The sequence below is a fragment of the Paraburkholderia sp. RL17-347-BIC-D genome, assembly GCF_046027915.1.
GTDB lineage: Bacteria > Pseudomonadota > Gammaproteobacteria > Burkholderiales > Burkholderiaceae > Paraburkholderia.
Genome location: NZ_JARESS010000044.1, coordinates 1 through 22,744 on the forward strand (window position 1 = coordinate 1; position 22,744 = coordinate 22,744).

18 protein-coding genes are annotated in these 22,744 nt (G+C 61.3%); 14 read left to right on the top strand and 4 right to left on the bottom strand.

Annotated elements, in window-relative coordinates; all coding sequences use genetic code 11:
* From P0D96_RS36765 to P0D96_RS36780, 4 genes are all read left to right on the top strand, one after another.
* A partial coding sequence (locus P0D96_RS36765) for a beta strand repeat-containing protein (protein WP_408318560.1) occupies nucleotides 1-1,226 on the top strand: 1,226 nt, incomplete at its 5' end.
* Between the two features lie 540 nt (nucleotides 1,227-1,766).
* Nucleotides 1,767-3,449 (top strand): ShlB/FhaC/HecB family hemolysin secretion/activation protein, encoded by a 1,683-nt coding sequence (locus P0D96_RS36770; protein ID WP_408318563.1) that lies wholly within the window; start codon nucleotides 1,767-1,769, stop codon nucleotides 3,447-3,449.
* 84 nt (nucleotides 3,450-3,533) lie between these two features.
* The gene (locus P0D96_RS36775; protein ID WP_408318565.1) at nucleotides 3,534-5,390 is read left to right on the top strand and encodes a peptide transporter; all 1,857 of its coding nucleotides are present in this window, start codon (nucleotides 3,534-3,536) and stop codon (nucleotides 5,388-5,390) included.
* A gap of 7 nt (nucleotides 5,391-5,397) precedes the next feature.
* On the top strand, nucleotides 5,398-7,194 hold the full coding sequence (locus P0D96_RS36780) for a methyltransferase domain-containing protein (protein WP_408318566.1): 1,797 nt from the start codon (nucleotides 5,398-5,400) through the stop codon (nucleotides 7,192-7,194).
* 119 nt (nucleotides 7,195-7,313) lie between these two features.
* On the opposite strand, the gene P0D96_RS36785 is transcribed toward P0D96_RS36780, so the two are convergent.
* Nucleotides 7,314-8,159 carry a MurR/RpiR family transcriptional regulator gene (locus P0D96_RS36785; RefSeq protein ID WP_132373093.1) on the bottom strand — a complete coding sequence of 282 codons (846 nt, stop codon included), beginning with the start codon at nucleotides 8,157-8,159 and terminating at the stop codon, nucleotides 7,314-7,316.
* A gap of 289 nt (nucleotides 8,160-8,448) precedes the next feature.
* Between P0D96_RS36785 and edd the strand changes: the two genes are divergently transcribed.
* From edd to P0D96_RS36805, 4 genes are all read left to right on the top strand, one after another.
* A complete protein-coding gene (edd, locus tag P0D96_RS36790; protein WP_408318568.1) occupies nucleotides 8,449-10,353 on the top strand; it encodes a phosphogluconate dehydratase in 1,905 nt (634 codons plus the stop codon).
* Between the two features lie 25 nt (nucleotides 10,354-10,378).
* The gene (eda, locus tag P0D96_RS36795; protein ID WP_132373097.1) at nucleotides 10,379-11,020 is read left to right on the top strand and encodes a bifunctional 4-hydroxy-2-oxoglutarate aldolase/2-dehydro-3-deoxy-phosphogluconate aldolase; all 642 of its coding nucleotides are present in this window, start codon (nucleotides 10,379-10,381) and stop codon (nucleotides 11,018-11,020) included.
* A 331-nt stretch (nucleotides 11,021-11,351) separates the two neighbouring features.
* Nucleotides 11,352-12,737: a GntP family permease gene (locus P0D96_RS36800; RefSeq protein ID WP_408181132.1), complete on the top strand. Its 1,386-nt coding sequence runs from the start codon at nucleotides 11,352-11,354 to the stop codon at nucleotides 12,735-12,737.
* Nucleotides 12,738-12,747: 10 nt separating this feature from the next.
* Nucleotides 12,748-13,245: a gluconokinase gene (locus P0D96_RS36805; protein WP_132373101.1), complete on the top strand. Its 498-nt coding sequence runs from the start codon at nucleotides 12,748-12,750 to the stop codon at nucleotides 13,243-13,245.
* 88 nt (nucleotides 13,246-13,333) lie between these two features.
* On the opposite strand, the gene purB is transcribed toward P0D96_RS36805, so the two are convergent.
* Together purB and P0D96_RS36815 are read right to left on the bottom strand one after the other, a co-directional pair.
* Entirely contained in the window at nucleotides 13,334-14,722 is a 1,389-nt protein-coding gene (purB, locus tag P0D96_RS36810) for an adenylosuccinate lyase (protein WP_310813928.1), read from the bottom strand.
* 138 nt (nucleotides 14,723-14,860) lie between these two features.
* Nucleotides 14,861-15,613 carry a glycosyltransferase family 2 protein gene (locus tag P0D96_RS36815; RefSeq protein ID WP_408318570.1) on the bottom strand — a complete coding sequence of 251 codons (753 nt, stop codon included), beginning with the start codon at nucleotides 15,611-15,613 and terminating at the stop codon, nucleotides 14,861-14,863.
* A gap of 237 nt (nucleotides 15,614-15,850) precedes the next feature.
* Here P0D96_RS36815 and P0D96_RS36820 point away from each other — a divergent pair, with 237 nt between their 5' ends.
* From P0D96_RS36820 to P0D96_RS36845, 6 genes are all read left to right on the top strand, one after another.
* Entirely contained in the window at nucleotides 15,851-16,807 is a 957-nt protein-coding gene (locus tag P0D96_RS36820) for a LysR family transcriptional regulator (RefSeq protein ID WP_132373107.1), read from the top strand.
* A 138-nt stretch (nucleotides 16,808-16,945) separates the two neighbouring features.
* Entirely contained in the window at nucleotides 16,946-18,259 is a 1,314-nt protein-coding gene (locus tag P0D96_RS36825) for a Glu/Leu/Phe/Val family dehydrogenase (protein WP_408318572.1), read from the top strand.
* Between the two features lie 274 nt (nucleotides 18,260-18,533).
* Complete coding sequence (locus tag P0D96_RS36830; RefSeq protein WP_408181129.1) at nucleotides 18,534-19,427, top strand: glutamate/aspartate ABC transporter substrate-binding protein; 894 nt, start codon at nucleotides 18,534-18,536, stop codon at nucleotides 19,425-19,427.
* Nucleotides 19,428-19,509: 82 nt separating this feature from the next.
* On the top strand, nucleotides 19,510-20,250 hold the full coding sequence (locus P0D96_RS36835; protein ID WP_408318575.1) for an amino acid ABC transporter permease: 741 nt from the start codon (nucleotides 19,510-19,512) through the stop codon (nucleotides 20,248-20,250).
* Nucleotides 20,250-20,927, top strand: coding sequence for a glutamate/aspartate ABC transporter permease GltK (gene gltK, locus P0D96_RS36840; protein ID WP_132373115.1), 678 nt, complete (start codon nucleotides 20,250-20,252; stop codon nucleotides 20,925-20,927). Before P0D96_RS36835 ends, gltK begins: the two co-directional genes overlap by 1 nt.
* Nucleotides 20,924-21,649, top strand: coding sequence for an amino acid ABC transporter ATP-binding protein (locus P0D96_RS36845; protein WP_012434314.1), 726 nt, complete (start codon nucleotides 20,924-20,926; stop codon nucleotides 21,647-21,649). Before gltK ends, P0D96_RS36845 begins: the two co-directional genes overlap by 4 nt.
* Nucleotides 21,650-21,771: 122 nt before the next feature.
* Here the strand turns inward: P0D96_RS36845 and P0D96_RS36850 are convergent, their stop codons facing one another.
* Nucleotides 21,772-22,707 (bottom strand): class II glutamine amidotransferase, encoded by a 936-nt coding sequence (locus P0D96_RS36850; RefSeq protein WP_408181127.1) that lies wholly within the window; start codon nucleotides 22,705-22,707, stop codon nucleotides 21,772-21,774.
* Nucleotides 22,708-22,744 lie beyond the last annotated feature (37 nt).

Below are 22,744 nucleotides of genomic sequence, written 5' to 3' on the forward strand. Positions count from 1 at the left end.
ATTCGACCGACGGTGACGGCACCGACATCAACGGCTCGATCAACACGAGCGGTAATGGTTCGACCAACATCGACGGCAACTCGACCAACGGTAACGGCACGGTCATCGACCCGAACGCGTCGATCAACACCACCGATAACGGCACCACGAATATTTCGGGTAACTCGACCAATGGCAGTGGCGTGATCAATGATGGCACGATCAACACCACCGACAATGGCACGACCAATATCTCGGGCAATTCGACCAACGGTACGGGCACCGACAACAACGGAACGATCGACAACTCGGGTAATGGCACGACCAACATCTCGGGTGATTCGACCAACGGTACGGGTATCGACAACAATGGCACGATCAACACGTCGGACAACGGCACGACGATCATCGACGGTAACTCGACCAATGCCTCGGGTGTGATCGACAACGGCACGATCAACACCACGGACAACGGTACGACTGTGATCATCGACAACGGCAACATTGCCGGTGGCGATAGCAACGGTACGGCCAATGGCTCGACCAATACCACCGGCGGTGGCGATAGCAACGGTACGGCCAATGGCTCGACCAATACCACCGGCGGCGGCGATAGCAACGGTACCGACAACGGTTCGACCAACATCTCGGGTGGCGGCGACAGCAACGGTACGGACAACGGTTCGACCAACATCTCGAATGGCGGTCAAACGGGCGGTACCGACAACGGCTCGACCAGCATCCCGGGCGGCGGCAGCGATGTCACCGCAGACAGCAGCGGCCACGGCGATTCGGTCGGTGCGGCTGGCGCAGCAATCGGTGCAATCGGTGCGGGCGGTCTGGCTGCATTCATCTGGGCCGATGTGGATGCGCACTGGTACCTCGACCAGGTGCAACCGCTGACGGTGGCGGCAGGTGATGCCGCGCTCTGGACCGACGCCGAAGTCGAGCATGTGAACGTCGACATGCTGATGCACTATGCCGATGTGCGTTTGCTCACGCACTCGGGGCCGGTGGACCGTCATCTGGTCTTGCGCGATGGCGCCGACGGCGTGAAGCATTTCACGTCCGAGGACAAGCAGTCGCAGATGAAGGCGGATCTGTCGGTCAATGCGCAGACGCATGAGTTCTTCTACACGGAGAGCGGCGTTAAGGATGGCAAGCCGTACGTCATCAACTCGCATGGCTGGTTGAAGCACGGCGTAGATCATGCGTTCCCGGTTCATGCCCCGGCAGCCGGCGTCTGATCCTGCGTCCGCACTACTGGCGCCCTGCGCCAGTAGTGCGACCAACGGGACTGCGGGGTAATCGGTCACCTACAGCACGATCTACTCCCGCGCGTTGATCTAGCTGATTGAAAGGCGGTGCTCTACGCACCGCCTTTTTTTGTTCGGGCTAAGGATTGGTACATATTTGAGATTATTCTTAACTGCAAAATCTAGGATTAATCCTATGCGCGAAAATTGAAATGGATGCGAATAACATTAATAAAAATATAAGAATCGTCATTTCAGACAGAATTTTAGGAATTGTCCCATCGCGCTATCGCCGCATAAACGGCAGTCGCATGCCGCCGATCGGCTTTTGCGGCGGAAACGCAGGGCTGGAAAGACCCAACCACGTCACCGACTCCTAAAAGTCGGGGCGCTTTTTTGGAATAGTCCTATTCGCTTCTGATCATCAAACTTTTACTCTTTCCAGTGTCGGCGGTACGAATCACTGGGATAAAAAACAATCCACAAAGAGCGTGTCGCCACCCTGTTTTAATCAAAGCAAGGATTGCTTCCATGTTGTGGCGTAGAAACTCAGTAAATCGGCAGATCACTCAAGCAATGTGGGTCTTGCCGTTGTTGATGACCGGCGTAGTCCACGCCGAGCCCGTCGCCGATGCGAGCGCGGTGGTGACGGCGCAAAAAGCCATCGTCGATTTCAAACTTCTCCCCGCAGGTGGTCAGGACGAAGCAGCGGTGATCCAGTTGCTGCGCACTCAAGCACAGCAACTGGGCGCCGCGCCCCACTCGCTCGACGAAGTCAACCGCTGGTCGGATCGACTGACGGATGCGTTGCGTCAAGGCGGATTCCCGATTGGCCAGGTGCTGATGACCGAGTCGGACTGGCATGCGCTGCAACAAGGCGGCCAGCCGATGTTTTCCGTCTTTCCTGGCCGCATCAGCGAGATCGAAATCCATAACAAATCGCGCGTCGCGGATTCCCGTCTGCGCAAGCTGATCACACACGCACTGTGCGGGAGCGATACGCTCCCGGGCGCCTGCTACCTGAAGACGTCGCGTCTTGAACGTTCGACGCAGCTTCTGCAAGACGTGCCGGGCGTCGCACTCGACAATGCGCCGCAATTCGGTCCCGGCGCCGGTACAGGCGACGTGAAGGTCGTGTACGGCGTCGCGCAGAAGGGCAAACCTCTCGCGGCCAATCTGATCTTCGACAACCAGGGCGTGCCGACGACGGGCACGTACCGCATGGGCGGCACCGTCTCCGGAAACAACTTTTTTGGCGCGGGCGAAAGCTACGCATTCACACTGCTCGCCACCGACAAAAAGATGTGGACCGGCGAACTGGACGGCAGCGTGCCGATCTTGAACGACGGATTACGTCTGACCGGTGGTATCAGCCGCCAGCAATACACGACGAACACGATTACGCCGATGGCCGGCGTGGCCACCACGGCCTCCGCGGGCGTACTGTATCCGTTCACCCGCGGACTCGATGCCAATGTCTGGGGCGGTGTCTCGCTGCTGCACAGCCAGACCTCGACGGACATGAAAGAGTACGACACCTCGACGCACAGCAAGCTCGACTCCGTTCGCTTCTCCGTGCAGGCCGACAACGGCGACCGCGCCCAGCAACTGCGTACGAACATCCTGACCGGTCAAGGCGCGATCACGCTCGGCCATCAGAGCAACGACTTTCCATACGGAGACTCGGTCGCCAACCCCGCCGGCAACTACGCGAAGTTCACGGGCAGCAGTTTCGGCACGTACGCCCTGACTCGCAGCGGCAATCTGTTCCTGTCGGGTCGCATCAACGGGCAGATGACAAACCGCAACCTCGACCCGAGTGAAAAGCTGGCCGCAGGCGGCCCCAATGCCGTGCGCGCGTACCGCTCCGACGAAATCTCGTTTGACGACGGCGTCGTCATCAACGCGGGCCTGTACCAGCGTTTCCCTGTCGCGACAGGTCACCAGATCCAACTCGGCGTGTTCTCGGATTTCGCTATCGGCCGCGTTAACCACACGCCTTGGGCCGGCTGGGAACAGAGCTATCCGGGCGTATCGGACGTCACCAACACGCGCACGCTCGCCGGCTACGGCGCCAGTGTCGACTGGCTCACGCCGATCGGCGCGACGGTCTCGGCGTCGGTATCGAAACCCTTTGGCTTCTCGTCGGCTTCCTGGGTTGAGCCCGGCAAAAAGCCGCTGCAGTACTGGCTGTCGGTCACCTGGAATCACTAACACGCATTGCATGAGACGGGGCCGCCGCGGTCCCGCCCATCACTCGCTCACGCTTTAACGATATTCAATCATCCGGAGAACATCATGAAATTCAGCATCAACAAGTTCGAACACCTCTGCTATCGCCGTGAACATGAGAAGGCGGGCCGCATGCTACTGGAGTTGCTCAACAAGATCGATCAAAACTATGGCGTATTGATGGACGTCGATACGTGGGCCCAGTCGGGCGAAGCGCACAACATCATGGACGAACACCTGCTCGCACGAATCACGTCTGCGATCACCGCACTGGCCACGGATCCGAAATTTACGATCTCGGACGTCGGGATCGGGCGTCTCATGCTGTTCCAGCGCTGGCTTGCCGCCATGTTTTCGGCAAGCCCATTCCGCAATGCGGACCACATTCTGCGTTCACTGGGCGTAGACGAAGAAGCGCGCAATGCGATTGAGCTTCGCAACAACGAATTCCGCAAGTTTCAGTTGTTCTATCTTCCGGAATCTGAGGTTCGCGTCGACTGGGACGTTCTGTGGAAAGCCAACAAGGTGATGGCCGCAAGCATGGCGACGACGATCATGTCTTCGCGCTTCCTCGGCACACCGTCCGCGCATCAGAAGCGCGAGATGCTGCTGCGCTGGTTGCCTGAGCGGCTTGCGGAAATCGAAAACATCGACGCGCTTCCGATGGGCGTGCTGCACGACATGTACATGCACTGCAGCTACGCGGACCTGCCGGGCAAGCACGACATCAAGAAGCCGATCAACACGCTGATCCGTCGCAAGCTCGTAAGCCTGGACATCCACGACGTGCAGCGTGCCGCCGCTCCGGCTGTCGCCGGCGAAAAGCCGGTGGTGATCGTGGTGCTGGAATGGTTCTCGAAGAACCACTCGATCTATCGCACGCACTCGCAAACGATGGTCGCGATGCGCGACAAGTTCCACCTCGTCGGTATGGGCTACAACGGCCGCGTGGACGATGCGGGCAAGGCTGTCTTCCATGAGTTCATTCCGCTCGAAGGCGCAAACCTGTGGGAAACCGCCCGGCAAGTCCGCGATACCAGCGAAGCACGCCAGGCACAGATGATGTACATGCCGAGCGTTGGCATGTTCCCGATCACGATGGTGCTTGCCTGCCTACGCGTCGCCCCGATGCAATTGATGGCGCTGGGTCACCCCGCCACGACGCACGGTCATGCAATGGACTATGTGGTGGTCGAAGAAGATTACGTCGGCGACGAGGCCTGCTTCAGTGAGAAGCTGCTGAAGCTGCCTTCGGACGGCATGCCGTATCGCGCCCCCGCCGCGCTGCTCGAGTTGAATCTGCCGGAGAAAGCGCCCTCGGACGGCGTCGTGAAGATCGCCATCGCCGGTACGACGATCAAGCAGAACCCGGGCTTCCTCAATACGTGCGCCCAGATTGCGCGCGAATCGAAAGTGCCGGTGAAGTTCCATTTCCTGATGGGCCAGGCGAACGGCCTGATCTATCCGCAAGTGCGCAATCTCATTCGCCGTCTGATGGGCGATGCGGCTGTCGTGCACAAGCATCAGAACTACGCGGGCTATATGAAGGTGATCGCGGGTTGCGATCTGTTCCTGAATCCGTTCCCGTTCGGCAATACGAATGGCATCGTCGATACGGTGTGGGCAGGTCTCGTCGGCGTGTGCAAGACCGGCCGCGAAGTGCACGAACATATCGACGAAGGCATGTTCCGCCGTCTCGGCTTCCCCGAGTGGATGGTCACGAAGACCAACGAAGAGTACAAGGCAGCGGCACTGCGTCTGATCGAAAACGCTGAAGAGCGTAACGAACTCTCGGCGAGGCTGGCGGGTCCTCAGGCTATCGAAAAGCTGATCTTCGCGGGCCGTCCGGAAATCCTCGGCGAGCGCATGCAGGCACTGTGGCAAGAACAGATCGACGTAGCAACGCCGGCAGCGGCTGCATGAGGCGAAGATGAACGAAACGAGCAAATCGGCACTGCGCCGCTCGCACGATCCGGCCTTCATACAACACTACTTCGTGGGCGAAGGCCTCGACATCGGCGCCGGGGAGGATCCACTGGCAGCGCACACGCATCTCTTTCCTCGGGCTCGCCGCATCCAGTCGTGGGGCGAGCAGCAAGGCGACGTGGTGCAGATGAAGGGCGCAGACGACGGGTCATTCGACTTCGTGCATGCCAGCCACGTCCTCGCCGAAGTCACCAATCCGGGCAAGGCGCTGGCAAGGTGGCTGGATCTGCTGAAGCCCGGTGGCTACGCGGTCCTGACTCTCCCCGACGAGGACCTGTACGGAAAGGGTGCTTGGCCGAACCGCTTCAACAAGCGGCACAAGGCGAGCTTCACGATCTGCAAGCCCGAAAAACAGTTGGCGCAATCGATCAACATCCTGGACCTGATACAGACGCTGTCGCACGTCGCATCTTGCGAACGTGTAAACCTGGTGCGCGATCACTACGATGAAGCGCGCAACGACGCGGATCAGACCGCACGCGGTCTCGCGGAATGCGCGATCGAAGTCGTGTTGCGCAAGCGTGCCGTGCCGACGGCGCAGAACATGCTCGACGCCATCGTGAAGGCGCGTAGCGCGGAGGCGAGCATCGACGCTGGCCGACGCGCGGTGAAGACTTATCCGTACCGGTTTATGGTCTACCATCGGTCAATGATGGAGTGGCTCCGCTGGGACCGGGAGAATGAGGTCGATCGTATTTTGGAACAATGTGTCGTGCGTCTTCCCAATGAGCATCTGCCGCGTTTATATCGCGCGTTGCATGCAATTTCGCGCGGTAAGCTACACCACGGCTTCCGGTTGCGCGAAGCGGCGATGGCGTCGTTCGGCTGGCAACGCCGCACGACGGCGCAACCGCCTGCCACGTTTCCCGAGTGGAAGGGCGAATCGCTTGAGGGCAAGTCGATCGTGATCTGGAGCGAGTTCGGGCTAGGCGACGAGATTTTCTTCTTGCGTTTCGCTCGCATGCTGCGCGAGCGCTGCGGCGCCGCGCGCGTGACAGTGATGTGCCAGACGCCGCTCGTGTCGCTTTTCGAAGTCTCCCGCGAAGCCGACGCCGTCATCGACGTGAAACATGCCGCACAACTGCCGGCGCACGATTGCTGGGTGTTCCCGCATGCCATTCCTGCGCATCTGCCGTTGGAACTAGACGCACTACCCGTATCGGTGCCCTTCCTGCGCGCGCCGTCCGACGAGGCGCCTGCTTTACTGCGGACCGAGTCGCATGCGCTGAAGGTCGGCGTGGTATTCAAAGGTGCGCCGACGCACGAAAACGACCACGCGCGCTCGCTGCCGTCATTGTCCGTGCTCGACGAACTGTTCCAGCTCGAAGGTGTCCAGTTCTTCAGTCTGCAAAAAGGCGCGGGTGCCGACGAGGCCGCGCAGTGCGCGCAACGATTGTCGAACTTTCATGATCTGGGCGCCGACATTCGCAGCATGGACGAGACTGCCAGTGCCATCGCGGCACTGGATCTCGTGCTGACGGTCGATACGTCGGTTGCGCACGTCGCGGGCGCGATGGGCAAGCCAACGTGGCTGATGTTGCCTTCGTACGGCGACTGGCGTTGGCACTACACGCGGGAAGACAGCCCTTGGTATCCAACGATGCGCCTCTTTCGCCGGCGCTTCGACGGCAACTGGCCCGAAGTCGTCGCGCGCATTCGCGGCCATCTGCTGACGCTGATCGCATCGAACCTGGACAGCGCAGGCTCGTCAGCCCTTCCTGCACCTGCGATTTCCAGGTGACCGTGCGGCGGTTGCGTCCCTCTCAGGTGACCGAGTGAAGCGCGCTGTCGGCGTGCGCGAAGACTCTGGTGCAAATAGGTGGATGGGTCGAAAGTTTCGTATAGACCTGGATAGGCTCTTCAACCTTCGCCGTCGATCCTCAACCGGCCAATCACCCCTTTCGCCTGTCCAACCCGCTCGACCAACTCGGGCCCGCGCTTGAGCGCGACGCCGACCGCCAGAATGTCGCCGATCGCCAGATGCGACATGCGCGACGTCATCGGCGAAAACACGTCGTTTTCCTCGACCACGTTCGAGAACAGGCAGATCGACGCGACGCGCGCAAGCGGTGAACTGCCATGCGTGATCGCGATCACCTTCGCGCCGCGAGCGAGCGCTGAGCGCGCCGCTTCGATGATGTCGCGGGTTCGGCCGGTATTCGACACCGTGACCACGACATCGCCGGGTCCGAGCAGCGCCGCCGACATCGAGTAAGTATGCGGATCGGAGTACGCGACGCTCGGCATGCCGAGCCGGAAAAACTTGTGCTGGATATCCTGCGCGGCAATGCCTGAGCCGCCCGCTCCATAGAACTCGATGCGCGCCGCGTTCGCCAGCAGATCGACAGCCGCTTCGATGCTATCCGGCGACAGGCTGTTACGCACCTCGATCAGCGTGCCAATGGTCCGGTCGAATACTTTGGCGATCAGTCCGGGCGCGCCCTCATCCGGCCGCACATCCCGATAGACGGTCGGCACGCCCGACGCAATCCCTTGCGCCAGCCGGATCTTGAACTCACGAAACCCCGAAAACCCGAGCGCATGACAGAACCGCGCGATGGTCGGCTGGCTCACGCCCGCGCGGGCGGCCACTTCCGTCATCGACAGATCGAGCACTTCGCGCGGCGCCTCGATCACGTAGTCGGCGAGTTTGCGCTCGGACGGCCGCAACTGCTCGCGCATCTCTTCCACCTGAGACAGCATCATTGGAAAACTCGCACTATGCTGAAGAATGCGTGGACTATAGCTGATTGCTGAGAAGGTACAAAAACTACATTTATGCCTGTAGGTGTAATCCCTAGGTTTTAGGCGTAACGCACGAAAGCTAAGCCGGTTGGGCGTTTCAGGCAATCAAAACATGCCGCAGCGCAGCACCAGAGAACATTGCGATCATGTAGTTTTTCTACTAAGATGGCGTCGTCAACTGATTCGACATCCCCGCGATACCTACCTGGCATAGTGCGCGCACGCTCACGCCAGCGACGAAGGAGCTCCGATGGTTTCCCCGCATTCGCAATTGTTGAAGGTCACGCAACGCGTGGTCGAGCGCAGCAAACCCACTCGTGAGGCGTATCTCGCCCGCATCCACCATGCGCAGGGCAAGTTTCCGGCGCGCGGCGCGCTCTCCTGCGCCAATCTCGCGCACGGTTTCGCGGGCCTCGAAGGCAACGACAAACTCGTCATCAAGCAGATTCGCGAGCCGAACATCGGCATCGTGTCCTCGTACAACGAGATGCTGTCGGCCCACGCGCCGTACAAAAACTACCCCGACATCATCAAGCAGGCCGCGCGTGAAAACGGCGGCGTCGCGCAATTCGCGGGCGGCGTGCCGGCCATGTGCGACGGCGTCACGCAAGGCAATGCCGGCATGGAACTGTCGCTGTTCTCGCGCGAAGTCATTGCGATGAGCACGGCGGTCGCGCTCACGCACAACATGTTCGACGCGGCACTGTGCCTCGGCATTTGCGACAAGATCGTGCCGGGCCTGTTGATCGGCGCGCTGCAATTCGGCCATATCCCGACCATCTTCGTGCCGGCCGGCCCGATGGGCAGCGGCCTGTCCAACGACGACAAAGCCAAGACCCGCCAGCTCTTCGCCACCGGCCAGTGCGACCGCGGCGCGCTGCTCGAAGCGGAAGCCGCCGCGTATCACAGCCACGGCACCTGCACGTTCTACGGCACCGCGAACAGCAACCAGATGCTGATGGAAGTGATGGGTTTGCATCTGCCCAGTTCAGCTTTTGTGCATCCGCATACGCCGCTGCGCGACGCGCTGACGGCGCAGGCCGCGCGCCGCGTGCTCGATCTGACGGTCGAGCGCGGCAACTACATGCCGATCGGCCATGTGGTCGACGAAAAGGCGATCGTCAACGGCATCGTCGCGTTGCTGGCGACGGGCGGCTCGACCAACCACACGCTGCATCTGGTCGCGATTGCACGCGCGGCGGGCATCGTGATCGATTGGGACGACTTCGACACGCTGTCGCAAGCGGTGCCTCTGCTCGCGAAGATTTACCCGAACGGCAAGGCCGACGTGAACCACTTCCACGCGGCAGGCGGCGTCGCGTTCCTGGTGCGCAATCTGCTGGAAGGCGGCTTGCTGCACGAAGACGTCAACACTGTCGCGGGCAAGGGCCTGAAGCACTACACGGAAGAGCCCAAGCTGATCGACGGCAAGCTGCAATGGGTGCCGGGCGCGCAAACGAGCGAAGACACGGCGGTGTTGCGCGGCATCAAGGAACCGTTCCAGCCGGACGGCGGTTTGCGCCTGATGCAGGGCAAGCTCGGCCGCGGCGTCATCAAGATTTCCGCGGTCGCGGCGCAGCATCGCAAGGTCAAGGCGCCGGCCATCGTGTTCGATTCGCAGGAAGCCGTGCAGGAAGCGTTCGACAAGCACGAACTGAAGCGCGACTTCATCGCGGTGGTGCGCTTCCAGGGCGCGCGGGCAAACGGCATGCCTGAACTGCATCGTTTGACGCCGCTGCTCGGTGTGTTGCAGGATCAAGGTTTCCATGTTGCATTGGTCACGGATGGCCGCATGTCCGGCGCGTCGGGCAAAGTGCCGGCGGTGATTCACCTGTCGCCGGAAGCGTTGCTGCAAGGGCCGATCGGCAAGGTGCGCACGGGCGACATGCTGGTGATCGACGCCGAAGCCGGCGTGCTCGACATCGAGATCGACGCGGCCGAATGGGCAGCGCGGCCGAACGCCGTGCCGCAGCATCAGGCCGAAAACGAAGTCGGTTTCGGCCGCGAACTGTTCGGGGTATTCCGCGCGGCGGCGGCGCCGGCGGAGCAGGGTGCGTCGGTATTCGGCGCGATGGTGGGCGAGCGTCCGGCGCATCACGGCGAAGCAGCCAAAGCTCATACCGCAAAACACACAAGCACCACTCACGCCAGCTAAGTGCTGCAGAACAAGGAGTCTGACTATGACCTCGAAAACAGTAAGCGATATCGTGCGCCTCGGGCCGGTGATTCCGGTGCTCGCGTTTGACTCGGTCGAACAGGGGGTACACGTGTCTCGCGCGCTGCACGCGGGCGGCGTGAAGGTGCTGGAAATCACCTTGCGCACTGCAGCAGGCCTCGAAGCGATCGAACGCGCAAGCCAGTTGGCCGAAGACATCGTGGTCGGTGTCGGCACGATTACGAAGCCCGAGCATTGCGCTCAGGCCAAGAAGGCGGGCGCGCAGTTCGGCGTCTCTCCTGGCCTGACGAGAGACATGCACAAGGCCGCGCAGGATGCGGGCTTGCCGCTGCTGCCGGGCGTGATGACGCCGTCGGACATCATCGCGGCGCTGGAACTCGGCTACGAAATCGTGAAGTTTTTCCCGGCGCAGCAAGCCGGTGGCGTGCCGATGCTGCAAGCTTTTCACGGTCCGTTCCCGAATCTGAAGTTCTGCCCGACCGGCGGTATCACGGCGGAAACGGCGACGCATTTCCTTTCGCTGCCGAACGTGGTTTGCGTGGGCGGCTCGTGGCTCACGCCGAAAGCCGCGCTCGCCGCGCAAAACTGGGACGAGGTCACGCGCCTCGCGCGGGCCGCGAGCCAGTTGGCCGCGCCCGCCCATTGAGTTGAAGCGGTCCGCACGCTAAGCGTTTATCAAGGTCCAGCGCAAAGGAGCCTCGTCGATACAGCCGCTCAGGCTGTCCTGGCGAGGCTCTTTTGCGATATGCGCGCGGAATTGGCGCACGTTTACAGACAACAAACAGTAAAATTCAGCGTCCGCGCGGTCAGCCCGGTTTCAAGGCGCCGCACAGGTCGCCGTGAGACGAAGTGCTGCCGTGTCCGCACGCACAAGAAAACGCCGGTCCGCCCGAAGTTTTCTTGTGACCCCCTCAGGGGGCTGGCGCGCAGCACCAGGTCGGATGCACTCAAATCAATAACGCAAAAGGAGGAGCTTCATGGAAGCTGTCCACGGCAGCACGCTGCTGGTCTTCGCGGTGATCGCCATCGCATTGCTGATCCTGCTGATCACGCGCTACAAGGTTTATCCGTTCCTCGTCCTGATCATCGTGTCGCTGCTGCTGGGTCTTGCATCCGGCATGCCGATGGCCACCATCGTCAAATCGTTCGAAACGGGTAACGGCAATACGCTCGGGCACATAGCCGTGGTGGTCGGTCTGGGCACGATGCTCGGCAAGATGATGGCCGAATCGGGCGGTGCCGAACGCATCGCCACCACGTTGATCAACTTCTTTGGCGAGAAGAACATTCACTGGGCCATGATGATCGTGGCGATCATCGTCGGCTTGCCGGTGTTCTTCGAAGTCGGTTTCGTGCTGCTGATTCCGATCGCGTTCAACGTCGCGAAGCGTACCAACAAGTCGCTGCTGCTGGTCGGCTTGCCGATGGTCGCGGGCCTGTCCGTCGTGCACGGGCTGCTTCCGCCGCATCCGGCCGCGATGCTCGCGGTGCAGGCGTATCACGCGGATATCGGCAGGACCATCGCCTATGGGCTGATCGTCGGTGTGCCGACCGCGATCGTCGCGGGTCCGCTGTTCGCGTTGCTGATCAGCCGCTATATCAAGCTGCCAAAAGACAACGCGCTCGCGGCGCAATTTCTCGGTCACGATGACGAAGCCAAAAACGGCGCGCAAAACGCCGCGCCCAAGCGCGAACTGCCGAGCTTCGGCATCACGCTGCTCACGATTCTGCTGCCGGTGATCCTGATGCTGGTGGGAAGCTGGGCCGATCTCATCTCCACGCCGAAAACCTTGCCGAACGATCTGCTGCGTTTCGTTGGCAACTCGGACGTCGCGCTGCTGATCGCGGTGCTGGTGAGCTTCTGGACCTTTGGTGCGAGCCGCGGTTTCACTCGCGAGCAGATCCAGAAGTTCTGCGGCGACTGTCTCGCGCCGATCGCGGGCATCACGCTGATCGTCGGCGCGGGCGGTGGGTTTGGGCGCGTGCTGATGGATAGCGGTATTTCGAAGGAAATCGTCAATGTGGCAACCGCCATGCATCTGTCGCCGCTGTTGTTCGGCTGGCTGGTGGCCGCATTGATTCGTCTGGCCACGGGTTCGGCGACGGTCGCAATGACTACGGCGTGCGGCATCGTCGCACCGATCGCTTCGGCTAGCGGCGTGCATGTCGAGCCGGAACTGCTGGTGCTCGCCACCGGCTCGGGCTCGCTGATCTTCTCGCACGTGAACGACGGCGGTTTCTGGCTGATCAAGGAATACTTCGGTATGACAGTGGGGCAGACCTTCAAGACATGGTCGCTCCTCGAAACCATCATTTCACTGATGGGCTTGGGTTTGACCTTCGCGCTCGCGACGGTCGTGTAAGGAGTTTTTGATGATTCTGATCGCAATGGGCGTGTCGGGCGCCGGCAAGACGAGAATTGGCGAAATGCTGGCGGAACGCCTGCATTGCGCGTTCACCGACGGCGACGCGTTTCACAGCGCCGCCAACAAGGAGAAGATGCACCACGGCATTCCGCTCACCGACGAAGACCGTTGGCCGTGGCTGCAAACCATCCGCGTGGCGATCGTCGAGAAGCAGAAGGCGGGCGAGACGGCGGTGTTCACGTGCTCGTCGCTGAAACGCTCGTATCGCGACGTCTTGCGCGACGGCGACCGGGACGTCTGCTTCGTGTATCTGAAGGGCTCGCGTGAAGTGCTGGAGCAGCGTCTGACCACGCGCACCGGCCATTTCTTCGATCCGTCGCTGCTGCAAAGCCAGCTCGATACGCTCGAAGAACCGGGCCCGGACGAAGCGATCACGGTGAGCATCGAACTGTCGCCGGAAGAGATCGTCGTCGAAGTGCTGAGGCAGGTGGAAGCGCGTCAGTGAGTGTGCTTAGTCGCTGCAAATAAAAAACCGCTCCGAGGAGCGGTTTTTTTACGCCTCGGGCTACGAGGCGATGTACGACTCAAGCCGGTTAGGCGATCCGCTTCGCCAGTTCGACTGCCTTGCCGATGTACGAGGCCGGCGTCATCGCCAGCAAACGGTCTTTCGCGTCCTGCGGAATCGCCAACCCGTTGACGAACGTTTGCAGCGCTTCCCGCGTGATGCCCTTGCCGCGCGTCAATTCCTTCAACTGCTCGTACGGATTCTCGATGCCGTAACGGCGCATCACCGTTTGCACCGGCTCGGCCAGCACTTCCCAGCAGTTGTCGAGGTCTTCGTTCAGACGCTGTGCATTCACTTCGAGCTTGTCCAGACCGCGGATCAGCGAGTCGTAGGCGAGCAGCGAGTAACCGAACGCGACGCCGATATTGCGCAGCACCGTCGAATCGGTCAGGTCGCGCTGCCAGCGCGAGACCGGCAGCTTGTCGGCGAGATGGCGCAGCGTGGCGTTCGCGAGGCCGAGGTTGCCTTCTGAGTTTTCGAAGTCGATCGGGTTGACCTTGTGCGGCATGGTCGACGAACCGATTTCGCCGGCCTTGGTGCGCTGCTTGAAGTAGCCGACCGAGATGTAGCCCCACACGTCGCGGTCCAGATCCAGCAGGATCGTGTTGGCGCGCGACACCGCGTCGAACAGTTCGGCCATGTAGTCGTGCGGCTCGATCTGGATCGTGTACGGATTGAACGTGAGCTTCAGACGCTGTTCGACCACTTCGCGCGAGAACGCTTCCCAGTCGAACTCCGGATACGCGGACAGGTGCGCGTTGAAGTTGCCGACCGCGCCGTTCATCTTGCCGAGCAGTTCGACCTTGGCGATACGGTCGATCGCGCGTTCCAAACGGGCCGCGACGTTGGCGAGTTCCTTGCCGAGTGTGGTCGGGCTGGCCGGCTGGCCGTGCGTGCGCGACAGCATCGGCTGTTCGGCGTGCGCGTGAGCCAGGGCGACGAGGCGCTGATGCACCGAGCGCAGCGCTGGCAGGATCACGTGTTCACGGGCACCCGCCAGCATCAGGCCGTGCGACGTGTTATTGATGTCTTCCGACGTGCAGGCGAAGTGGATGAACTCGCTCGCGCGTTCCAGTTCCGCCTGACCCTTCACCGATTCCTTCAGCCAGTACTCGACCGCCTTCACGTCGTGATTCGTCACACGTTCGATTTCCTTGATGCGCGCGGCGTCGTGCGCGGTGAAGCGCTCGGCCAGTTGCAGCAGGAATTGTTCGGACGCCTCGGAAAAGCGCGGCACTTCGGCGAAACCGGCGCGCGACAAGGCGATCAACCAGTGGATTTCGACCGTTACGCGATTGCGCATGAAAGCGGCTTCCGAGAGCCAGTCGCGCAGGGCTTCGGTTTTCGAGGCGTAGCGGCCGTCGAGCGGGGAGAGCGCGTTCAGCGCGAACAGGGTGTCGGGGCGAGTGTCGGACATGATGGGGGCCGGGTGAGGGCAAAACGCAAGGGTGAAAACGCGGGGGAAACTGCCGGAACCGCGAATTTTACCACCGGACGCCGCTTGCCCCGATTTCGCCGCGACGCGTACGGCGCCCGCATGGCGGCTGTGTGGCGGCTAGTCCGGATAGCCTTCGTAGCCGGGAAACAGGGTGGGCAGCGTGAAGGCCGGCATCGAGTAGCGCGAGAAGCAGCGTGAGGTGGACGCGGGATGGACCAGATGCAGGCAACTGGCTCGAGGATCGTCCACGGCGATCACGTTGCGGCCTGCCTCGACCACGCGCCGGATGAAGCTTTCGTCGTCGCACAGGTCGATATCGTCAAAGGCCGAGACCGCGGCAAGCGCTTTGCCGTACACGTACGAGAAACCATAGAACAGGATGAAATCCGCGCCGATCTGCATTTTCTCGTGGAACTCGATGTGGCTGACCGAACGCCCGCTCAGTTCGTAGTGCAGGCCCACCTTGGCGTTCAGGTCCATGTAGCCGAAGAATTGCGTGTGCGGCGCGTACATGAAGAAGCCCGACAGTTTGATGAGATCCGCGCGGTTCTCCTGCATCGTCCTGACCATGTGGGCGAGGTAATGCGGCGCGTAGTGGTCGTCGTCGTCGAAATGGGCGATCACCGAGCCGCGCGATTCGGCGATCAACGCGTTGCGCTTCGCGCCGATCGACATGCGCGCGGCGGAATGAAAGTAGCGAACGCGTACGTCCTGCGACGCCAGCGCTTGCATGGACGCGCTCGGCTCGGGGCTGTCATCGAGGATCAGCCATTCCCAGTCGATCTGCTGGCGAAGCACGCAGCGGGCGATGGCCGGCAGCAAACGCTCGCGATTGGCCGTCGGGGTGATGATGGAGACGAGTGGAGACATGGCGGGTTTTCGCGCCCTGAAAGGCGCGTTGTCGACGAAGCTTGGTGGAGGACGCGGCGCACTGGCCGCGGCGGCGTGAGCGCAGCAAGATAGCGGCTCGCCGACGGCCCGCCCATCGGCGCAATCCGATTTCGCATTGGCGGGCTATCACGCGCTCGCGCGCACCCTTGCCACAGACTGGCTCTCGACACCCACTAGAATGCTGACTTCCTCTCTCCCGTCGGCAGCAGGCCCCGCATGGAACTGAAATGGCTCGAAGACTTCGTTTCGCTAGCGGAAACGCGTAGTTTCAGCCGCTCGGCTGAATTGCGACACGTCACGCAGCCGGCGTTCTCCCGGCGGATTCAGGCGCTCGAAGCCTGGCTCGGCACGGAACTGATCGATCGCTCGGTCTATCCGACGCGGCTCACGGCGGCCGGCCAGGTATTCAACGAGCAAGCGCTCGCCATGCTCTCGCAGTTCCACGAAGCCCGTGCGCTGCTGCGCGGCCATACGGCGACGCCGCAGGCGACCATCGAGTTCGCCGTGCCGCATACGCTGTCGCTGACTTACTTCCCACGTTGGCTGCAGCGGATCGAAGCCCATCTGGGCCCGATCCACACACGCCTGCGGGCCCTGAACGTGCACGACGCGGCGTTGTCGCTGGTGGAAGGCGGCTGCGATCTGATGATGGGCTATCACCATCCTAGCCATCCGGTCGCGCTCGATCCGGGCCGCTACGACATGCTGACGCTCGGCAATGAGCCGATCAGTCCGTTCTCGGCACCGGGCCGCGCCGGCCGGCCGCGTCACACCTTGCCGGGCACGGCCGAGGCACCCACGCCTTACCTGTCCTACACGCCGAACGCCTATCTGGGACGCATGACCGAAGTGATCCTCGCCAACGCGCCGGAGCGCCTGTACCTCGACCGGCTCTACGAAACCGACATGGCCGAAGGACTCAAGGCGATGGCACTGGCCGGGCACGGCATCGCTTTCCTGCCGCACAGCGCGGTGGAAGACGCGGTCGCCGACGGCAAGCTGATCCGCCTCGACCGTGCCACGCGTGGCACGCCGGAAGGACAGCTCACACTGACCATGGAGATTCGTCTGTATCGCGACAAGCTCGCGGCGAAGAGCGACGATGCGCGACAGATACTCGTGCGTCAGTTGTGGGAGGTGGTGTCGGAGGAACTGGCCCAAGGCACGGCCTGAAATCCTGCTTCCCTACGACGCGAATTTGCGGCTTCTCGATGGTTATGCAAAAAAAACATAATCGGATAAGGAAACGGCATTGGATTTCAAAACGGCGTTTTTCCACAATGCTGTTACTCGATCAACGCCGGAGCGTTCATGTCATCCCAGCAACAAGCAGCACAATCCGCATTAACGTTGCAGTCGGTTCCTTCCTACCTGAATAAAGACGATCTCGGCCCGTGGGGCAACTACCTGCGTCAGGTCGATCGCGTCGCGCCGTACCTCGGCTCCCTGTCCCGCTGGCTCGAAACCCTGAAGCGCCCGAAGCGCATTCTGGTCGTCGACGTGCCTATCGAACTCGATAACGGCACGGTCGCTCACTTCGAAGGCTATCGCGTGCAGCACAACGTGTCGCGCGGTCCGGGCAAGGGTGGTGTGCGTTACCACCAGGACGTGACGTTGTCGGAAGTGATGGCCTTGTCGGCGTGGATGTCGGTGAAGAACGCTGCGGTGAACGTGCCGTACGGCGGCGCGAAAGGCGGCATCCGTGTCGACCCGCGCGCCTTGTCGCGTGGCGAGCTGGAGCGCGTGACGCGCCGCTACACCAGCGAAATCGGCATCATCATCGGACCGAATACCGACATTCCCGCGCCGGACGTGAACACGAACGAGCAGATCATGGCGTGGATGATGGACACGTACTCGATGAACCAGGGCCAAACGGCCACCGGCGTCGTGACGGGCAAGCCGATCACGCTGGGCGGTTCGCTCGGCCGTCGCGAAGCGACGGGCCGTGGCGTGTTCGTGGTGGCCTCCGAAGCGGCGCGCCGTATCGGCGTCGACATTGAAGGCGCGCGCATCGCGGTTCAAGGCTTCGGTAACGTGGGCGGCATCGCGGCGCGTCTGTTCCAGGAAGCGGGTTCGAAGCTGGTCGCGGTGCAGGATCACACCGGCTCGCTGTACAAGTCGACGGGTATCGACGCCGTCGCACTGCTCGAACACGTGGCCAAGACGGGCGGCGTGGGTGGTTTCCCTGAGGCGGACGCGGTCACGAACGAAGAATTCTGGACCGTCGAATCGGACATCCTGATTCCGGCGGCGCTGGAAAACCAGATTACCGAAAAGAACGCCGGCAAGATCAAGACGAAGATCGTCGTGGAAGGCGCGAACGGCCCGACCACCACGGCGGCGGACGACATCCTGCACGATCGCGGCATCCTCGTGATTCCGGACGTGGTGGCGAATGCCGGCGGGGTGACCGTGTCGTACTTCGAATGGGTGCAGGACTTCTCGAGCTTCTTCTGGACGGAAGACGAGATCAACCAGCGCCTCGAGCGTGTGATGCGTGAAGCATTTGCCGCGGTGTGGCAGGTGTCGAGCGAGCAGAAGGTGTCCGTGCGGACCGCGGCGTTTATCGTCGCGTGTAAGCGGATCCTGGAAGCGCGCGAACTGCGCGGCCTGTATCCCTGATCTTTCCGCGTCTTTCCGTTTCAAACGGCGGTTTCGCTATCCCGCGGATCCGCCGCCAATCCTTGCTTCAACGCGGTCCACAAGACGGCGTGTTCGACCCGGCGGGCGGCATCGTATCGATGCCGCCCGCCTTTGCATATGCGGAAAGGTTGACCGACCGGCCCGAAGCGCCGTAAACCTGTAGCGGCGCACACGCAACAACATGGTTTATAGCGATACTTTCAGAATAATTACTTTGCTAAACTGGCGCCGGTTCTTGCCAAGGAGATCACAAATGAAGGTTAAAAAAGCTGCGCTGCTGCTCGCGACTCTCGGACTGTTTACGGTTGGCGCGCATGCGCAAGACGCTGGTACGCTGAAAAAGATCAAGGACACGGGTGTCATTTCGCTGGGTCATCGCGAATCGTCGATCCCGTTTTCGTATTACGACGACAAGCAGAACGTCATCGGTTACTCACAGGAATTCGCCCTGAAAGTGGTGGAGGCGGTGAAGCAGAAGCTGAACATGCCGAACCTGAAGGTGAAGCTCACGCCGGTCACGTCGCAAAACCGTATTCCGCTGGTGCAAAACGGCACCGTCGACATGGAATGCGGCTCGACCACCAACAATGTTGAACGCCAGCAACAGGCTGCCTTCTCGAACACGATCTTCGTGATCGGCACGCGCCTGATGACCAAGAAAGACTCCGGCATCAAGGACTGGGCGGACCTGAAGGGCAAGACGGTCGTCACGACCGCCGGCACCACCTCCGAGCGCCTGCTTCGCAAGATGAACCAGGACAAGAGCATGGGCATGAACATCATCAGCGCGAAGGACCACGGCGAGTCGTTCTTGACGCTCTCCACGGGCCGCGCCGCTGCCTTCATGATGGACGACGCACTGCTCGCGGGCGAACGCGCGAAGTCGAACAATCCGGGCGATTTCGTGATCGTCGGCACGCCGCAATCGCATGAAGCCTACGGCTGCATGATTCGCAAGAACGATCCGGAATTCAAGAAGGTGGTCGACGACGCGATCGCCAAGGTCGAAACTTCGGGCGAAGCTGATCAGATCTACAAGAAGTGGTTCGAATCGCCGATTCCGCCGAAGGGCCTGAACCTGAACTTCCCGGAAAGCGACGACATGAAGGCGCTCTACAAGAGCCCGAATGACAAGGCAATCGATTAAACCTTAGCTGTTTTTTTGAAACGCCGAACGAAACGGAAGGGGCCACGCGCTTCTTCCGTTTCTTTTTGCTGGAGTCTTGGTCATGTCATATCACTGGAACTGGGGCATTCTGCTGAGTCCCGTCTCCACCGGCGAGCCGACCACGTATCTGGGCTGGCTGCTGTCGGGCTTCTGGGTGACGATTACGGTATCGCTGTCGGCGTGGGTGATCGCGCTGATCGTCGGTTCGTTGTTCGGCGTGCTGCGCACGGTGCCGAACAAATGGGCCTCGGGCATCGGCACGGTCTATGTCGCGATTTTCCGTAACATCCCGCTGATCGTGCAGTTCTTCATCTGGTATCTCGTGATACCGGAGTTGCTGCCTCCCTCAATGGGCAACTGGTTCAAGCAACTGCCGCCGAGCGCGCAGTTTTTCTCGTCGTCGATCATCTGTCTCGGGCTTTTCACGGCCGCGCGCGTGTGCGAGCAGGTGCGCTCGGGTATCAACGCGTTGCCGCGCGGCCAGCGCGCCGCGGGCCTGGCCATGGGCTTCACGCAATGGCAGACGTATCGCTATGTGCTGCTGCCGGTCGCGTACCGGATCATCGTGCCGCCGCTTACGTCCGAGTTTCTGAATATCTTCAAGAACTCGGCGGTGGCGTCGACGATCGGTCTGCTCGATCTGTCCGCTCAGGCGCGACAACTGGTCGACTACACGTCGCAGACGTATGAGTCGTTCATTGCGGTCACGCTGGCGTACATGCTGATCAATCTGGTCGTGATGCAACTGATGCGCTGGGTCGAAGCCAGGACCCGGTTGCCCGGCTATATCGGAGGCAAGTAATGCACCATTTCGACTGGAGCGGTATTCCGGGCGCATTGCCTACGCTGTGGACCGGCGCCATCGTCACCCTCAAGATCACGCTGATCGCAATCGTGTTCGGCATCGTCTGGGGCACGGTTCTCGCCATGTTGCGGCTGTCGTCGTTCAAACCCTTCGAGTGGTTCGCGAAGGGCTACGTGACGATCTTCCGTTCGATCCCGCTGGTGATGGTGCTGCTGTGGTTCTTCCTGATCGTGCCGCAAGTGCTGCAAAACGTGCTCGGTTTGTCGCCGGATATCGACATTCGCCTCGCGTCGGCCATGGTCGCTTTCTCGCTGTTCGAGGCGGCGTACTATTCGGAGATCATCCGCGCCGGCATTCAGTCGGTGCCGCGCGGGCAGGTCAACGCGGCGTTCGCGCTCGGCATGAGCTACTCGCAGGCCATGCGTCTGATCGTGCTGCCGCAGGCGTTCCGCGCGATGGTGCCGCTGCTGCTTACGCAGGGTATCGTGCTGTTTCAGGATACGTCGCTCGTCTACGTGATCAGCCTCGCCGACTTCTTCCGCACGGCCACGAATATTGGCGACCGTGACGGTACGAATGTCGAGATGGTACTGTTCGCGGGCGCGTGTTATTTCGTGATCTGTGTGGTCGCGTCGAGCCTCGTCAAAGGTCTTCAGAAAAAGGTCGCAAGATGATCTCTATCAAGAATGTTTCGAAGTGGTACGGCCAGTTTCAAGTGCTGACTGACTGCACGACGGAAGTCAAAAAGGGTGAAGTAGTGGTGGTGTGCGGGCCGTCGGGCTCGGGCAAGTCCACGCTGATCAAAACCGTCAACGGCCTCGAGCCGTTCCAGAAGGGCGAGATCGTCATCAACGGGCAGTCGCTCACCGACAAGAAAACCAATCTGTCGAAGCTGCGTGCCAAGGTCGGCATGGTGTTCCAGCACTTCGAGCTGTTCCCGCATCTGTCGATCGTGCAGAACCTCACGCTCGCCCAGGTGAAGGTGCTCGGCCGCTCGAACGACGAAGCCACGGCGAAAGGGCTGAAGCTGCTCGATCGCGTCGGCCTGCGTGCGCATGCGGACAAGTTTCCTGGCCAGTTGTCGGGCGGTCAGCAGCAGCGCGTGGCGATTGCGCGCGCGTTGTCGATGGACCCGATCGCCATGCTGTTCGACGAGCCGACCTCGGCGCTCGATCCGGAAATGATCAACGAAGTGCTCGACGTGATGGTCGAACTCGCTCAGGAAGGCATGACCATGATGTGCGTGACGCACGAAATGGGCTTCGCGAAGAAGGTCGCGCACCGCGTGATCTTCATGGACAAGGGCTTGATCGTGGAAGACGACCGCAAGGAAGACTTCTTCGCCAATCCGAAGTCGGATCGCGCGAAGGACTTTCTGGCGAAGATTCTGCACTGAGTTTGTTCCAGGGCGGCGCCGTTCAGACGGCGTCGCGCGGGCAGAAAAAAGCCGCTTCGGAAGAAGCGGCTTTTTCGTTTCTGGCGATTCGATTCGAGCGAATGCTCGCGTGATTCAATGACTCAGGATTCGAACGCAGCGGCGTCGTCTGCCGCTTCGAGGTCGACCTCGGCTTCTGCGTCGGGTAACGCTTCAATCGATGCCGCGATCGTGGTCGCCGAAGCCGACGCATCCAAAGCCGGATTGCGCAGCTTTTCCAGCACCGAAGCCGGCACCGGCACATTGACGCGCCCGATCACGTCGCCATGCTGGAACATCATCAGGTCGCCCGGCTCGAAGGCGGTCCAGACTTCGTTGTCGGTGAGGGGCTTGGTGGCGATCACCGCGACGCGGTCTTCGGGCGTCGTGTATTTGGCGAAATCGATCGACACGTCCGCGTCGACCAGATGCGCGGTGGAAAACGGCCAGCGCCGCACGATGTAATGCAGATGCGTGGAGCAATGCGCGAACAGCGCCTGGCCATTCGACATCAGGAAATTGAACACGCCGAACTGCGTGATTTCGCGCGTGAGGGTTTCGAGCGCGGCAAACAGTTCGTCGAGCGGCGGCTGTTGCGCGCCGGGAAAAGCCTTGCGCAAGCCTTCGAGCAGCGCGCAGAAAGCGAGCTCGCTGTCGGTCGTGCCGACCGGCTGATACACGCCCGTCAGTACCGGCGAATAATCCTTGAGGTCGCCGTTGTGCGCGAAGATCCAGTGGCGTCCCCACAGTTCGCGCATGAACGGGTGGCAGTTTTCCAGCAGGATGTGCCCTTGCGTCGCCTTGCGAATATGCGCGATCGTGTTCTTCGATTTGATCGGGTAGCGCTTGACCATCTCGGCGATCGGCGAGGTGGCCGACGATTGATGGTCGATGAACAGGCGGCAGGCTTTGTCTTCAAAGAAGGCGATGCCCCAGCCGTCGGCGTGGTGATCGGTGACGCCGCCGCGCGCCGCAAAGCCGGTGAACGAGAACGTGACGTCCGTTGGCGCGGCGCAGTTCATTCCGAGAAGTTGGCACATGTTGCGGGTAAGCCTGTGAACGGGGCGAGCCGTTACA